The following is a 15,532-nucleotide window of genomic DNA, read 5'->3' on the forward strand; positions in this document are numbered from 1 at the left end:
ATATTACAGGTGTTGACCACCTTCAACCGCAATGCCCTCGTTGCTTGCTTCGTGATGGAAGTAACCATCCATTAGCGCGGCTAGGTTTTTCTTCTGACTTAATTCGTCTTTACCCAGTGCGTTAGGCACAATTGAAAAGGTGTAAGAAATACCATCTTTCGCGTAAGCAAACGGCAGTTTAGATACCGATGCCAAAGACGCAACCGCACCTTTTTCATCACGACCGTGCATTGGGTTTGCACCAGGGCCAAAAGGCATACCTGCGCGACGGCCATCTGGCGTATTACCCGTTTTTTTGCCGTAAACCACGTTAGATGTGATCGTTAGTATTGATTGAGTTGGCACAGCTTCGCGGTAGGTGTGCATCTTCTGAATTTTCTTCATGAAGCGTTCAACCAGATCACAAGCGATGTCATCGACACGAGCATCGTTGTTACCAAATTTTGGATAATCACCTTCGATTTCAAAATCAACGGCGATGCCATCTTCATCACGAACAGGCTTCACGGTCGCGTATTTAATTGCCGCCAAAGAGTCAGCGACAACAGACAGACCTGCAATACCACACGCCATAGTGCGGTGCACGTCGCGATCCATCAATGCCATTAGTGATGCTTCGTAGCTGTAACGGTCATGTGAGTAGTGGATGATGTTCAACGCTGTGACGTATTGTGTTGCTAGCCATTCCAACATGTTGTCGAAGCGTGGCATCAAAGCGTCAAAGTCGAGAATTTCATCTTGAACTTTGTCTACGACTGGACCCACTTGCGCTTTCGATTTTTCATCGATCCCACCATTGATAGTGTAAAGCAGCGCTTTTGCAAGGTTGGCACGTGCACCAAAGAACTGCATGTGTTGACCAACAATCTGCGGGCTCACACAACATGCAATCGCGTAGTCGTCATTGTCGAAATCAGGACGCATTAGATCGTCATTTTCGTATTGAACAGAAGAGGTATCAATTGACACTTTTGCCGCGTATTGCTTGAACGCTTCTGGCAATTGCTCTGACCAAAGAATCGTCATGTTTGGCTCAGGTGCTGGGCCCATCGTATGTAGCGTATGTAAGTATCGGAATGTCGTTTTAGATACGAGCGTACGGCCATCAACACCCATACCTGCCATCGCTTCTGTTGCCCAGATTGGGTCACCAGAGAACAATGAATCGTATTCCGGTGTACGAAGGAAGCGAACCATGCGCAGTTTCATGATGAAGTGGTCGATCATCTCTTGCGCTTGTGATTCATCAATCAAGCCATTTGCGATATCACGTTCTAGGTATACGTCTAGGAAAGTCGATGTACGACCTAATGACATTGCTGCGCCATTTTGTGATTTAACTGCGGCCAAGTAACCAAAGTAGGTAAATTGAATCGCTTCTTGCGCTGTTTTTGCAGGTAGCGACATATCAATGCCGTATTTCAAACCCATTTGACGAATGTCTTCAAGTGCTTGAACTTGGTCTGCAATTTCTTCACGTAGACGAAGTGTTTTCTCAAGATCGCCGCCGCGCTCTAGGAAAGTCTGTGTCGAATTGTATTGCTCTTTTTTGTCTGCTTTTAAGAAGTCGATACCGTAAAGGGCGATACGACGGTAGTCACCAATGATGCGACCACGGCCATAGGCATCAGGAAGACCAGTGATGATGCCTGATTTACGACACGCCAGAATTTCTTTGGTGTAAAGGTCGAAACACGCTTTGTTGTGAGTTTTACGGTATTCAGTGAAGATCTTTTCAACCGTTGGATCTAACTCGCGGCCATAAACTTCGCACGAGTTTTTCACCATGCGAATACCACCATTAGCAATGATTGCACGTTTTAGAGGCTGATCGGTTTGTAAACCAACGATCTTTTCTAGATCTTTGTTGATGTAACCTGCATCGTGAGAAGTAATCGTTGATGGTAGATCGGTATCGAAATCAACAGGCGCGTGTGTGCGGCTTTCTTGTTTAATGCCTTCAAGCACTTGGTTCCATAATGCTGAAGTAGATGCGCTAACCTCGGCTAAGAAGGACTCGTCTCCCTCATATGGTGTGTAGTTTTTTTGGATGAAGTCACGAGTGTTGACAGAGTTTTGCCACTCACCAGCAGTGAATCCAGCCCATGCTTCTAGCATATCAGTCGTCGGAATAGTCATTAGTAAATCCCTAAGTTATTGATAAATAGAATGGAGGCGACGAGTAGGACGGAACCATTCTTAACCCTGTTAATCGTATGGATTTACTATTTATGAGTAAAATGAATGCTTTTCATTTTTTTAATGATTAAATTGCATTAATTTAAAACTCAATGACTTATGTGTTTAAATTTCCTTGAGAGATGCAAATTTATTGTTGATACAGTGAACTTGTGGGCGAATTGATAGTACAAGCTGCTGACGAAAGAGCTTAAGGCAGCCGGACTTACAAAGAGACGTATTGATGAAACGATACAGCGCTTATCTTGATGTTAACGTTCAAGAAGGGCAGATACGAAAAAAGCCCAGTCTTTCAACTGGGCTTTTCGGGAATTTGGCTCCTCCTGCTGGATTCGAACCAGCGACCTGCGGATTAACAGTCCGTCGCTCTACCGACTGAGCTAAGGAGGAATTGCTTTGCTTGAAAGCGGGTCGAATCTTACCGAGCACCTATATTTCTGTCAACACCAAAAATACACATTTCTAGCAAAAAATAGTGCTTTTTTTTCTTTACTTTTTTGTATGCCTTATCAGTAAAGGGCTGGAGTTAGTTATCCACCAAAATTGTGGATAAGTATGTTGATGAGATCTGAGTAAAGATCTTTTATATGCAACAGTGCTGGTTTGTTTTGAATTTTTAATCAGAAATATGCACTGAATAATCATATAAAACAGTGATTTATTTAATTCGACGCAAAATTGCTTAAAGTGGATAAGATTTGGTCTTTTGGGGATAAAGGATAATATTGGGTGTTTCTGGGGAAAAGTTGTGGAAACTAAATTGTGATGATTTGGGGACGTTCACCAACTAGGGCGAAAGACTATAACAGAGTCGCCTGACTAAGGCTAGATCAAAGTAAAGAAAGCGCAAAAATTAATTACAATGAGCTATAAATCTAAAATAGACGTAGATTTCATCTAACAAGGTGTATATATATACAGCCAAAGTGCAGTAAATTTAAGGAAGGGTATGAGTAAAGTTTATGAACTGGTTTCTGAATATCAACCATCCGGTGATCAGCCAACCGCGATTAAGCAGTTGTTAGAAGGGTTAGATGCAGGTCTTGCCCATCAGACTCTATTGGGCGTAACTGGCTCTGGTAAAACATTCACACTGGCAAATGTGATCGCAGAAGCACAGCGACCAGCGATTCTTCTTGCCCCTAACAAAACCTTAGCTGCTCAATTGTACGGCGAAATGAAGTCTTTCTTCCCCAATAACGCGGTGGAATACTTTGTGTCGTACTACGACTACTACCAACCAGAAGCGTATGTTCCGACCACGGATACCTTTATAGAGAAAGACGCTTCAGTTAACGCGCATATTGAACAAATGCGTTTGTCCGCTACAAAAGCACTACTAGAACGTAAAGATGCCATTATTGTTGCATCGGTATCGGCTATCTATGGCTTGGGTGACCCTGAATCGTATCTACAAATGATGCTGCACCTACGTCGCGGTGATGTGATTGATCAGCGCGATATGCTACGTCGTCTTGCAGAGTTGCAATACTCGCGCAATGACGTCGCATTTGAACGTGGCCAGTTCCGTGTTCGAGGAGAAGTGATCGACATCTTCCCAGCCGAATCAGATCAAGATGCTGTACGCGTAGAGATGTTTGACGATGAAGTCGATTGCATCAGTGTATTCGACCCATTGACTGGTGTGGTCAAGCAGCGTGACTTACCGCGCTATACTATTTACCCGAAGACGCACTATGTTACGCCACGTGAGCGTATTCTTGATGCCATTGAAAGCATTAAAGACGAGCTTGAAGTACGTAAGAAGCAACTTCTGGATAACAACAAGCTTCTAGAAGAACAACGCATCAGCCAACGAACTCAGTTCGATATTGAGATGATGAACGAGCTGGGCTTCTGTTCGGGTATCGAAAACTACTCTCGTTACTTAAGTGGACGAGCTGAGGGTGAGCCGCCACCGACACTATTTGATTATTTGCCTCACGATGGTTTGCTGATCATCGATGAGTCCCACGTAACGGTTCCGCAAATTGGTGCCATGTATAAAGGTGACCGTTCACGTAAAGAGACGCTGGTGGAGTTTGGTTTCCGCCTGCCTTCTGCATTGGATAACCGTCCGATGAAGTTCGAAGAGTTTGAAGCAATTTCTCCGCAGACGATATTTGTCTCGGCGACACCGGGTAACTACGAGCTTGAAAAATCAGCCGATGAAATTGCTGATCAGGTGGTACGTCCGACTGGTCTACTTGACCCAGAGTTGGAAGTTCGTCCGGTAGCGACTCAGGTTGATGATTTGCTATCTGAAATTCGAATTCGAGCGGCGAAGGATGAGCGCGTTCTGGTGACGACGTTAACCAAGCGTATGGCGGAAGACTTGACCGAATACCTTCATGAGCACGATGTGAGAGTTCGTTACCTTCACTCTGATATTGATACGGTAGAACGTGTTGAAATTATTCGTGACCTTCGTTTAGGCGAGTTCGATGTGCTGGTGGGGATCAACTTGTTACGAGAAGGTTTGGATATGCCTGAAGTGTCGCTGGTGGCAATCCTAGATGCGGATAAAGAAGGTTTCTTGCGCTCCGAACGTTCACTGATTCAGACCATTGGTCGTGCTGCTCGGAACATCGAAGGTAAAGCGATTCTGTACGCGGATTCGATCACTAAGTCGATGAAGAAAGCGATGGACGAAACTGACCGTCGTCGTGAAAAGCAAAAAGCGTATAACGCAGAGATGGGTATTGAGCCTCAGGCCTTGAAGCGCAATATTAAAGACATCATGGAGTTGGGTGATATCACTAAGTCGAAGCGTCAGCGCAATACTAAGCAAGTGCCGCTATCGAAAGTGGCAGAACCTTCGCAAACCTACGAGATTATGTCTCCGCAGCAGTTGGAGAAAGAGATCAGTCGTTTGGAAGCGGCGATGTACCAACATGCTCAAGATCTTGAGTTTGAGTTGGCAGCCCAAAAACGTGATGAGATAGAGAAGTTGCGCGCTCAGTTCATTGCCAATAGCTAATTCAACTTCAACGCGCCTTATAATGCCCAAGTGCTTGTGTCTACAGACGGTGCTTGGGCATTTTATTATTCCCTGTTCAACAGACAAAAAAGAAGCCAATAGGCAGTCGGGTCTATTGGCTCGTTTTGTGAACATGTCGTTCACTAACAACGTCAGTTGGCTAGGTGACCCGAGGGGTCGTTATTTATACAGCATGGTTTGTGCCATTATTTAACCTGTTGATATTCGGTTTAATTTGGTTAGAATACCCACAATCCAACAAATGATTATTTGCAAAATGCAAAGCGTAATGCGATTATTATTTAAAACACAACAAAAAATCGGCTAGGCTATGCAACAAATAACAGAAGGTCAAAAGTCTCGTTATCTACTAATGGTAGAAGACACCGCATCCGTTGCGGCATTGTACCGTTCTTACCTGACGCCTCTCGGCATCGATATTAATATTGTTGGAACAGGCAGAGACGCCATCGAAAGCCTGAACCATCGAATTCCCGATCTGATTCTGCTCGATCTCCGCTTACCTGATATGACGGGGATGGACGTATTGCACGCGGTGAAGAAAAGCCACCCAGACGTGCCAATCATCTTTATGACTGCTCATGGCTCTATCGACACTGCGGTAGAAGCGATGCGTCATGGTTCTCAAGACTTCTTAATCAAACCATGTGAAGCAGACCGTCTTCGTGTCACGGTGAACAACGCAATTCGCAAAGCAACCAAGCTTAAGAATGAAGCGGATAACCCAGGTAACCAAAATTACCAAGGTTTTATCGGCAGTAGCCAAACCATGCAGCAGGTTTACCGAACCATTGACTCCGCAGCGAGCAGTAAAGCGAGTATTTTCATCACGGGTGAAAGTGGTACTGGTAAAGAGGTGTGTGCCGAAGCCATTCACGCAGCAAGTAAACGTGGCGATAAGCCGTTTATCGCTATTAACTGTGCTGCGATCCCGAAAGATCTAATTGAAAGTGAATTGTTTGGTCACGTAAAAGGCGCGTTTACCGGTGCTGCGAATGATCGCCAAGGTGCGGCTGAGCTTGCCGATGGTGGCACGCTGTTCCTTGATGAATTGTGTGAAATGGACTTAGATCTTCAAACTAAGTTATTGCGCTTTATCCAGACGGGTACTTTCCAAAAAGTGGGCTCTTCAAAGATGAAGAGTGTCGACGTGCGATTCGTGTGTGCGACTAACCGCGACCCTTGGAAAGAAGTGCAAGAAGGCCGTTTCCGTGAAGACTTGTACTACCGTTTGTACGTGATTCCTTTACACCTTCCACCGTTGCGTGAGCGCGGCGAAGACGTGATTGAAATTGCGTATTCGCTACTGGGCTATATGTCCCACGAGGAAGGCAAAAGTTTTATCCGTTTTGCACAAGATGTGATTGAACGTTTCAACAGTTACGAATGGCCGGGTAACGTTCGTCAGTTGCAAAACGTACTGCGTAATATCGTTGTACTGAACAACGGCAAAGAAATTACTTTGGACATGCTGCCACCACCACTGAATCAACCGGTGGTTCGTCAATCAATTTCAAAATTTATTGAACCTGAAATTATGACGGTGTCAGACATTATGCCACTGTGGATGACTGAAAAAATGGCCATCGAGCAGGCGATTCAGGCGTGTGACGGCAACATTCCACGCGCTGCGGGCTACTTAGATGTCAGCCCATCGACGATTTATCGCAAGTTGCAAGCTTGGAATAGCAAGGACGAAAAACAGAACGTATGAGTACGGACGTATTAAATCAGCAAAAAATTGAAGAACTCTCTGCCGAAATTGGCCGTGATAATGTTCCCGTTTTGCTTGATATTTTTCTTGGGGAAATGGACACCTACATTAGCAACCTATCCACTTTTGTAGGTACCGAGCAATTGGTTTACTTAAAAGAGATAAGCCACGCGTTGAAGAGCAGCGCAGCGAGTTTTGGTGCTGATCGACTGTGTGAATTGGCTATTGCCATTGATAAGCAAGCCAAAGCAAATCAGTTGGCAGAGCAGGGGAGTGAAGTTGGTGAGATGCTCGATTTATTGCATGTGACTCGTGATACTTACCGCTCTTGGACAAAGTAACCAACTCAGATAACCAAATAAAGCAATAACAGCTGTTTATAAATAAGAAGCCCTTCCGATGTAGAAGGGCTTTTTTATGAACTTTGCTTAATGATGGTTAATCAGTGAGTAACTGGCTCTCAATGGCAAGCTTCAGCTTTTCACGGTCGTGACGCCAATCGCGGTTAGTAGACGCCAATGATTCAGTGACAACGTTCCAGTTATCTAGAACTTCTTGTTCAGTCTCTTCGGCTAATACGACATCTATTTTTCTGCCTTGGCAAGCGCGCTCACACCATTCAAGCTTTTGCTTCATCGTCATTCGACCTGCAGGGCCATATTCCGGGCTTAAGTTCGCCACAAAAATCACTTTCGCTTTTTGGTTAGCGGCAATCGCTTTACCAAGTTCTGGCAATAGTAGTGGCGGCATGATGCTCGTTAAGAAGCTACCAGGGCCAAGAATAATTACGTCTGCTTCTGCTAGTGCAGTCACGGCTTCTTTCGTTGCAGGAACTTCTGGTGATAGATCGAGGCGACGTAAATCGGTGTCCATCTCATCAACGTTGGTTTCACCCGTCACCCACTGCCCATCCACTGATAGCGCGGTGAGATCGGAAGGATGCTCAGACATAGGAAGAATGTGAACGTCCACTTTCAGCATGTTGCGGATAAGATTGATCGCATCGAGAGGGCGTACCGATAGGTTATCCAGAGCGGTCAGCATTAGGTTGCCGAGGTTGTGTCCGTCGAGTTCACCAGTGCCTTTAAAGCGGTATTCGAACATCATAGAACTGATCGATGGCTCGGTGATTAACTGATTGATACAGTTGCGTGTGTCACCCCAAGCAATGCCACCCTGACAATGACGGATACGGCCAGTTGAACCGCCGTTATCGGTTGTTGCAACAATGCCCGTTGCATTGCTGCCAAAATCTTTTAACGCCGCCAACATACGGCCCAAACCGTGACCACCGCCAACTGCGACCACTTTCTTATCGATGTAGATATTCATTACGTTCTTCTAATAATCTTGTAAAAAACGACTACAATTTAACTTAATGAGTGCCAAAGGGGTACTCACTAAGCGGTAAATTGTGTTTCTAGAGAGTTTTTTATCACTCAAGTCTGGATTCCATTACAAATATTAAGTATTTTACACGGCAAAGCTATCAGGGGTTTATCTCCTCTGGTTGCCATAACTCCGAGCTCACTATGCTAAGTCCTAGGATAAGCGTCTTGAGCCAGTGACATACTGTCACAAGGGCATACTTGGAAATGATTATGCCTCCCGTGTTTGGAAAGGTGTTCCGTGGCGCAACAATTCGAAGACAAATTTCATCGTAAGTTCTATTACTTGCGTCTGTCAGTGACTGACGTATGTAATTTTAAATGTACCTATTGCCTTCCTGACGGCTACAAGCCATCGGGCAATAAAAACTCGTCATTTCTTTCTCTCCCAGAGATCAAACGTGTCGTAAAAGCGTTTGCAGATTGTGGTACCTCAAAGGTACGTATCACAGGTGGTGAGCCGAGTTTACGCAAAGACTTTACTGACATTATCCACTCAGTAGCAACCACGCCGGGTATCAAAAAGGTCGCGACAACGACCAATGGCTACCGTATGGCAAAACAAGTTGCTGACTGGCGTGAAGCTGGCTTGACCAACATCAACGTGAGTGTGGATAGCCTTGACCCGCGTATGTTCCATCAAATCACAGGTGAAAATAAATTCACTGAAGTGATGAATGGTATCGAACGTGCATTTGAAGTGGGTTATGAGCAAGTCAAAGTTAATGTGGTACTAATGAAAGACCTCAACCACAACGAGCTACCTGCTTTCCTCAACTGGATTAAAGACCGTCCTATCCAACTGCGTTTTATCGAGCTAATGCAGACGGGAGAAATGGATGATCTGTTTGCTAAACACCATGTTTCTGGTGTCGCTATCCGCAATCAATTAATTGCCAATGGTTGGTTACTCAAAGTACGTTCTCATAATGATGGCCCTGCGCAGGTATTTGTTCATCCTGATTACAAGGGTGAAATTGGCCTGATCATGCCATACGAAAAAGACTTCTGTGAGAGCTGTAACCGACTTCGTGTCTCCGCTTTGGGTAAACTGCATCTGTGTCTGTTCGGTGACCATGGCGTGGAACTGCGTGACCTACTAGAGCGTGACGAGCAAGAAAATGAATTGATTGAACGTATTCAAGCACAGCTGCAAACGAAATCCGTGAGTCACTTCTTGCACGATGGCAACACAGGTATGACGCCACATCTCGCGTCTATCGGCGGTTAATTCCAATCAGATTTCACATCGGGAGCTGACGTGGCTTTCGATGATTTTTTCCAGAATCGATACTCTGCGTATCAAAGCAAAAATAGAGAATAGGTGAACAAATGGGTCACGCTGAAAGCAAATTTCAACCTGCAAACATTGCCGTTCTGACGGTATCTGACACTCGTACTGAAGAAAACGACACTTCTGGTGGTTACCTAGTTGAACACGCAAAAGAAGCGGGTCACAACGTAGTAGATAAGCAGATCGTTATCGATGACATGTACAAAATTCGTGCGATCGTTTCTCAATGGATTGCAGACGAAAATGTACAAGCAATCATGATCACTGGCGGTACGGGATTCACTTCACGTGACAGCACGCCAGAAGCACTTAAGCCACTATTTGATAAAGAAGTAGAAGGTTTCGGTGAGCTATTCCGTTTGGTTTCTTACGAAGAGATTGGTACTTCAACCATTCAGTCTCGTGCGATCGCTGGTTTCGCTAACCACACTGTTATCTTTGCAATGCCGGGCTCTACTGGTGCGTGCCGTACTGGTTGGACGAAGATCATTAAGCAACAGCTAGATGCAAGCCACCGTCCTTGTAACTTCATGCCACACCTATCTGTATAACCTTTCCTAAAAGCGAAGGAAAAACAATGACCCAATTTACACATATCAACGCGTCTGGCGAAGCTAACATGGTGGACGTATCAGCAAAAGCGGAAACCGTTCGTGAAGCACGTGCTGAAGCGTTCGTGCACATGGCTCCAGAAACACTGCAACTTATTGTTTCAGGCCAACACCACAAAGGTGATGTGTTTGCGACGGCTCGTATTGCTGGTATTCAAGCTGCTAAGAAGACATGGGATTTGATTCCTCTTTGTCACCCTCTGTTGCTTTCTAAGGTTGAAGTTCAACTGGAAGCTATCGAAGCAGAAAACAAAGTACGTATCGAATCTGTATGTAAGCTAGCGGGTAAAACAGGCGTGGAAATGGAAGCGCTGACGGCGGCTTCAGTGGCGGCGTTAACGATTTACGATATGTGTAAAGCGGTGCAGAAAGACATGGTTATTGAACAAGTTCGTCTCCTAGAGAAGACGGGCGGTAAATCTGGACACTTCAAGGCGGAATCATGATTAAAGTACTTTTCTTTGCTCAAACGCGAGAGCTAGTTGGTATGGATGGTCTAGAACTTGAAGGCCAGTTTGATAATGTAGAAGCCATTCGAGCTCACCTTGTTGAGTCAGGTGCTGACAAAGAAGGCAAGTGGGATTTAGCGCTAGAACCAGGTAAGTTACTGGCAGCGGTAAACCAGTCCATCGTACCTCTAGATACAGCAGTGAAAGCGGGTGATGAAGTTGCCTTCTTCCCACCGGTAACAGGGGGCTAATATGGATCCTCGCGTTTCTGTACAAGCTGAAGACTTTTCGGTCGATCAAGAATACCAACGTCTATCAGAAGGCACGTCTTCTGGTGCGGTAGTGACCTTCATCGGTAAAGTTCGTGATATGAACCTTGGCGACAACGTGATTGGTCTTCACCTAGAGCATTATCCGGGTATGACGGAGAAAAGCCTGATCGACATCTGTGATGAGGCGGAATCACGTTGGCCTTTGTTAGGCGTTCGCGTTATTCACCGTATTGGTGATCTCGATACTGGTGACCAAATCGTTTTTGTTGGTGTGTCTAGTGCACATCGTGGTGCGGCATTTGATGCTTGCGAGTTCATTATGGACTTTCTAAAGACTAAAGCACCATTCTGGAAAAAAGAGCGCACCACCAGTGAAAACCGCTGGATTGAGTCTCGCGATACCGATCATCAAGCTGCACAGCGTTGGGAAAAGTAGGGTAGTTTTTTATTCTGCTAGCAAACCGTTCAAAGCCAGATGTTAATAGCGTCTGGCTTTTTGTTTTTTTAGCGTAAAAAGCGAGCTCATTTTCTACTCTCACTTGCCGTCAAAACCACCATTTTTCCTCTCTTTCTCCTCTCGGTGACCTTGTTCACAATAAAAAATATCGAACGAGATATATGCAATTATTAATTAGACTCAATGTGTCATAAATGTTAATTTTTGTACATATATCTAGCATAAGATGCTATCAAAGAGTTTGAATTTAGATTTATCGAAAGTTTTGCCTGTCAAATGACCATGCGAATCTGTATTTCTCTACTCAATACTTTTTGTGCGGTATTTATTGCTAAATATGGGCACTATTTACAGAATTATTAGTTTTTTTGCTACATTTTTATGGCAAATTACTTCAATGGTTGCTAATGTGTGCCGCAGTCTTTGTAAGGTTTTAGTGTTTTGTGCTCAAAAAGTGCGCTAAAAAATTCTAAAATTCTGACCGTTCCAGTCCCTTACAGAGAAGTCATGGATGCTAATGAAAAACTTGGAGTTTTACGCATGTATAAGAACAAAATCACCCAAGCCCTTCTTCTAGGTGCTGGTCTGGCAGTGGCTGCCTCTTCTACTACCGCTTTCGCTGCTGACGTTCCAGCAGGCACTAAACTTGCTGAGAAACAAGAAATCGTTCGCGGTAACGGTACCGAAGTTGCAACAATTGACCCGCACAAATCTCAAGGTGTTCCAGAGTCGCATGTGATTCGTGATCTCCTTGAAGGCTTAGTGAACCAAAATGCAGACGGCGACACTATCCCTGGTGTAGCTGAGAGCTGGGAAACCTCAGACAACAAAACTTTCACTTTCCACCTACGCAAAGACGCTAAATGGTCTAACGGCGATCCTGTAACAGCACAAGATTTCGTTTACAGCTGGCAGCGTGCAGTCGATCCTGCAACCGCTTCGCCATACTCTTGGTACATGGAATACACCAAGATGAAAAACGCGAAAGACATCGTTGCGGGCAAAAAAGACAAGAGCGAGCTAGGTGTTAAAGCGACAGACGACCACACACTTGTGGTTGAGCTAGACACAGCGGTTCCTTACTTTGTAATGATGGCTGGTCACACAACAATGAAACCAGTACACAAAGCGACAGTTGAGAAGTTTGGTGATCAATGGACGAAACCAGAAAACTTCGTAGGTAACGGCGCTTATGTAGTAAACAACTGGGTTGTGAACGAGCGCCTAGAGCTTGTTCGTAACGAACAGTACTGGGATAACGACAAAACTGTTATCAACAAAGTAACGTACCTTCCAATTGAAAACGGCGTTGCTGAAATGAACCGTTTCCTATCTGGTGAAATCGACTTCACGTCTAAACTGCCGACTGAGCACTTTAAGCGTCTGAAGAAAGAGCACCCAGAGTCAGTATCGGTTGAAGGCAGCCTGTGTACTTACTACTACTCATTCAACACTAAGAAAGAGCCTTTCAACGACGTTCGCGTTCGTAAAGCAATTTCTTACGCTATCGACCGTAACATCGTAGCAAACGCGATTCTTGGCCAAGGCCAGAAGCCTGCTTACTTCCTAACGCCTGAAATCACTGCGCACTTCAACCCTGAGCTTCCAGCTTACGGCAAGATGACGCAAAAAGAGCGTAACGAAGAAGCGGCACGCCTATTGGCAGAAGCGGGTTACGGCAAAGACAACCCTCTTAAGTTCTCTCTTCTATACAACACAGATGAGAACCACAAGAAACTAGCAGTAGCGCTTGGTTCTATGTGGAAGAAAACTCTAGGTCTAGATGTAACACTAGAAAACCAAGAGTGGAAAACTTACCTATCTACGAAAGACCAAGGTGATTTCGAAGTAGCACGCGCTGGTTGGTGTGGCGACTACAACGAAGCATCTTCATTCCTAACCCTTATGGTTAGCTCGAACACAACTGGTGGTCAGCACTGGGGGAACAAAGAGTACGATGCTCTGATCGACAAAGCGATCAAGTCGACTTCAGAAGAAGAGCGTACCAAGATCTACCTAGAAGCTGAGCAACTGATGGCTCAAGATATGCCTATCGCGCCTATCTACCAGTACGTTCGTTCTCGTCTATTAAACCCGCATGTTGGTGGTTTCCCTGCTAACAACGCGGAAGAAAAGATCTACACCAAAGATCTTTACATCAAAGCAGACTAATTAAAGTCGCTTCAAGACTATAAGAATAAGGCCCACACGTCCCAAAAACGGGGCGTGCGGTGCCTATCATCAATTTTTTTAACTGTCACAGACTGAAAGAGTGAGTTTATGCTTAAATTCATCGCAAAAAGGATATTTGAGGCGATCCCAACAATGTTGGTTTTGATCACCGTATCTTTCTTTCTTATGCGTTTCGCACCGGGTAACCCATTCTCGAGCGAGCGTCCATTACCGCCAGAAGTTATGGCTAACATTGAAGCCAAATACGGCCTAGATAAGCCAGTATTTGAGCAGTACACCACGTACTTGACTAACGTTGTCCAAGGCGACTTTGGTCCTTCATTCAAATACTTAGATTACACAGTAAACGAGCTAATCTCGGTAGCACTACCAGTATCGGCGAAGGTAGGTTTCATTGCCTTTATCTTCACGGTCATTCTGGGGGTGACGATCGGGACCATAGCCGCGCTCAAACAAAACTCGTGGCTTGACTACACCATTATGTCTACGGCGATGCTTGGGGTAGTAATGCCATCCTTCGTGCTGGCGCCAGCTTTGATTTACTTGTTCTCGCTTCACTGGAATTTATTCCCTGCAGGCGGTTGGCATGATGGCTCATGGCAATATTTGGTGCTGCCAGTGATTGCAATGTCACTGCTTTATGTCGCCACGTTTGCTCGTATCACTCGTGGTTCAATGATCGAGACATTGAACAGTAACTTTATCCGTACTGCCCGTGCGAAAGGTCTAAGCTACCGTTACATCATCCTGAAACATGCATTAAAACCAGCCCTGCTCCCTGTAGTGTCTTACATGGGCCCTGCGTTTGTCGGTATTATTACCGGCTCTGTGGTGGTTGAGACCATCTTTGGTCTGCCAGGTATTGGTAAGCTGTTTGTAAACGCAGCCTTCAACCGTGACTACTCGCTAGTAATGGGTGTAACCATTCTGATTGGTTTCCTATTCATTTTGTTCAACGCTATCGTTGATATTCTGCTAGCAATGATTGACCCGAAAATTCGCTACTAACAGGGAAGTATGGTTATGTTAACGAAAAAAGAGAATCTTGAAGCGGTCGAGAAATTTGCAGAGAACCTGGAAGTTGAAGGCCGTAGTTTATGGCAAGACGCCCGCATCCGCTTTATGCGTAACAAAGCGGCAATGGTGAGCTTGTTCATTCTTGCATTGATGACCCTTGCGGTAATCTTCCTGCCAATGTTGGCTCCTTACACATTTGACGATACAGACTGGTACGCAATGCACGTTGGTCCAAGTGCAGAGCACTGGTTCGGTACTGACAGCTTAGGTCGTGACCTTTACGTACGTACGCTGATTGGCGGTCGTATCTCTCTGATGGTTGGTGTTCTAGGTGCATTGGTTGCGGTTGTGATTGGTACGCTTTACGGTGCAGCTTCTGGCTTCATCGGCGGTAAAGTTGACCGTATCATGATGCGTATTCTTGAAATCCTATACGCGGTTCCGTTCATGTTCCTAGTTATCGTACTAGTTACATTCTTCGGCCGTAACATCGTTCTTATCTTCGTCGCTATCGGTGCTATTGCGTGGCTAGATATGGCTCGTATCGTACGTGGTCAAACGCTAAGTCTACGTAGTAAAGAATTTATTGAAGCGGCACACGTTTGTGGTGTGAGCAAGTGGAAGATCATCACTCGCCACATCGTTCCAAACGTACTGGGTATCGTAGCGGTTTACTCAACACTACTTATCCCAAGCATGATTCTGACTGAATCATTCCTTTCATTCCTTGGTCTTGGTGTACAGGAACCAATGACAAGTTGGGGCGCACTTCTACAAGAAGGTTCGCAAACAATGGAAGTGGCAATCTGGCAGCTGGCGTTCCCAGCAGTATTCATGGTTGTGACTCTATTCTGCTTCAACTACGTTGGTGACGGTCTGCGCGATGCGCTGGATCCAAAAGACAGATAATTAAAAATAGAAAGAATAAAGGAAGCAA

At 45.1% G+C, this 15,532-nt stretch carries 12 protein-coding genes, 1 tRNA gene, 1 pseudogene and 1 riboswitch; of the genes and pseudogenes, 11 read left to right on the forward strand and 3 right to left on the reverse strand.

The features are described 5' to 3' along the window. Positions 1–6: 6 nt before the first annotated feature. A pseudogene (gene pflB, locus ACLIIY_RS03760) lies at positions 7–2,139 on the reverse strand (formate C-acetyltransferase); the annotation flags it as partial. Positions 2,140–2,513: 374 nt separating this feature from the next. Continuing rightward, positions 2,514–2,589, reverse strand: a tRNA-Asn gene (locus ACLIIY_RS03765). A 559-nt stretch (positions 2,590–3,148) separates the two neighbouring features. Between ACLIIY_RS03765 and uvrB the strand changes: the two genes are divergently transcribed. From uvrB to luxU, 3 genes are all read left to right on the forward strand, one after another. Beyond that, positions 3,149–5,179 carry an excinuclease ABC subunit UvrB gene (gene uvrB, locus ACLIIY_RS03770; RefSeq protein WP_005439672.1) on the forward strand — a complete coding sequence of 677 codons (2,031 nt, stop codon included), beginning with the start codon at positions 3,149–3,151 and terminating at the stop codon, positions 5,177–5,179. Positions 5,180–5,510: 331 nt separating this feature from the next. Then, positions 5,511–6,914 (forward strand): quorum-sensing sigma-54 dependent transcriptional regulator LuxO, encoded by a 1,404-nt coding sequence (gene luxO / locus ACLIIY_RS03775; RefSeq protein ID WP_005439670.1) that lies wholly within the window; start codon positions 5,511–5,513, stop codon positions 6,912–6,914. Next, on the forward strand, positions 6,911–7,255 hold the full coding sequence (gene luxU, locus ACLIIY_RS03780; protein ID WP_199460096.1) for a quorum-sensing phosphorelay protein LuxU: 345 nt from the start codon (positions 6,911–6,913) through the stop codon (positions 7,253–7,255). The genes luxO and luxU overlap by 4 nt, the downstream gene beginning before the upstream one ends. 97 nt (positions 7,256–7,352) lie before the next feature. On the opposite strand, the gene ACLIIY_RS03785 is transcribed toward luxU, so the two are convergent. After that, complete coding sequence (locus ACLIIY_RS03785; protein ID WP_434528131.1) at positions 7,353–8,246, reverse strand: YvcK family protein; 894 nt, start codon at positions 8,244–8,246, stop codon at positions 7,353–7,355. 175 nt (positions 8,247–8,421) lie between these two features. Next, a riboswitch (molybdenum cofactor riboswitch) is annotated at positions 8,422–8,555 on the forward strand. Between ACLIIY_RS03785 and moaA the strand changes: the two genes are divergently transcribed. The 8 genes from moaA (at position 8,544) to oppC (ending at position 15,504) form a co-directional block, all read left to right on the forward strand. Continuing rightward, positions 8,544–9,533, forward strand: coding sequence for a GTP 3',8-cyclase MoaA (gene moaA, locus ACLIIY_RS03790; RefSeq protein ID WP_005439665.1), 990 nt, complete (start codon positions 8,544–8,546; stop codon positions 9,531–9,533). Its footprint overlaps the riboswitch before it by 12 nt. A gap of 101 nt (positions 9,534–9,634) precedes the next feature. Next, positions 9,635–10,147, forward strand: a complete 513-nt coding sequence (gene moaB / locus ACLIIY_RS03795; RefSeq protein ID WP_005433210.1) for a molybdenum cofactor biosynthesis protein B — start codon at positions 9,635–9,637, stop codon at positions 10,145–10,147. 26 nt (positions 10,148–10,173) lie between these two features. Continuing rightward, positions 10,174–10,653, forward strand: a complete 480-nt coding sequence (moaC, locus tag ACLIIY_RS03800) for a cyclic pyranopterin monophosphate synthase MoaC (protein WP_038869352.1) — start codon at positions 10,174–10,176, stop codon at positions 10,651–10,653. Further along, positions 10,650–10,907, forward strand: coding sequence for a molybdopterin synthase sulfur carrier subunit (gene moaD / locus ACLIIY_RS03805; protein WP_009707280.1), 258 nt, complete (start codon positions 10,650–10,652; stop codon positions 10,905–10,907). The genes moaC and moaD overlap by 4 nt, the downstream gene beginning before the upstream one ends. 1 nt (position 10,908) lies before the next feature. Beyond that, positions 10,909–11,364 carry a molybdopterin synthase catalytic subunit MoaE gene (gene moaE / locus ACLIIY_RS03810; protein WP_009707279.1) on the forward strand — a complete coding sequence of 152 codons (456 nt, stop codon included), beginning with the start codon at positions 10,909–10,911 and terminating at the stop codon, positions 11,362–11,364. 561 nt (positions 11,365–11,925) lie between these two features. Next, positions 11,926–13,557 (forward strand): ABC transporter substrate-binding protein, encoded by a 1,632-nt coding sequence (locus ACLIIY_RS03815; protein ID WP_009707278.1) that lies wholly within the window; start codon positions 11,926–11,928, stop codon positions 13,555–13,557. Between the two features lie 108 nt (positions 13,558–13,665). Beyond that, on the forward strand, positions 13,666–14,586 hold the full coding sequence (gene oppB / locus ACLIIY_RS03820; RefSeq protein ID WP_005433208.1) for an oligopeptide ABC transporter permease OppB: 921 nt from the start codon (positions 13,666–13,668) through the stop codon (positions 14,584–14,586). Positions 14,587–14,601: 15 nt separating this feature from the next. Next, positions 14,602–15,504 carry an oligopeptide ABC transporter permease OppC gene (oppC, locus tag ACLIIY_RS03825; protein ID WP_009707276.1) on the forward strand — a complete coding sequence of 301 codons (903 nt, stop codon included), beginning with the start codon at positions 14,602–14,604 and terminating at the stop codon, positions 15,502–15,504. The last annotated feature ends 28 nt before the right edge of the window (positions 15,505–15,532 follow it).

The organism is Vibrio sp. K4 (genome assembly GCF_051122595.1).
GTDB classification, from domain to species: Bacteria; Pseudomonadota; Gammaproteobacteria; order Enterobacterales; family Vibrionaceae; genus Vibrio; species Vibrio owensii.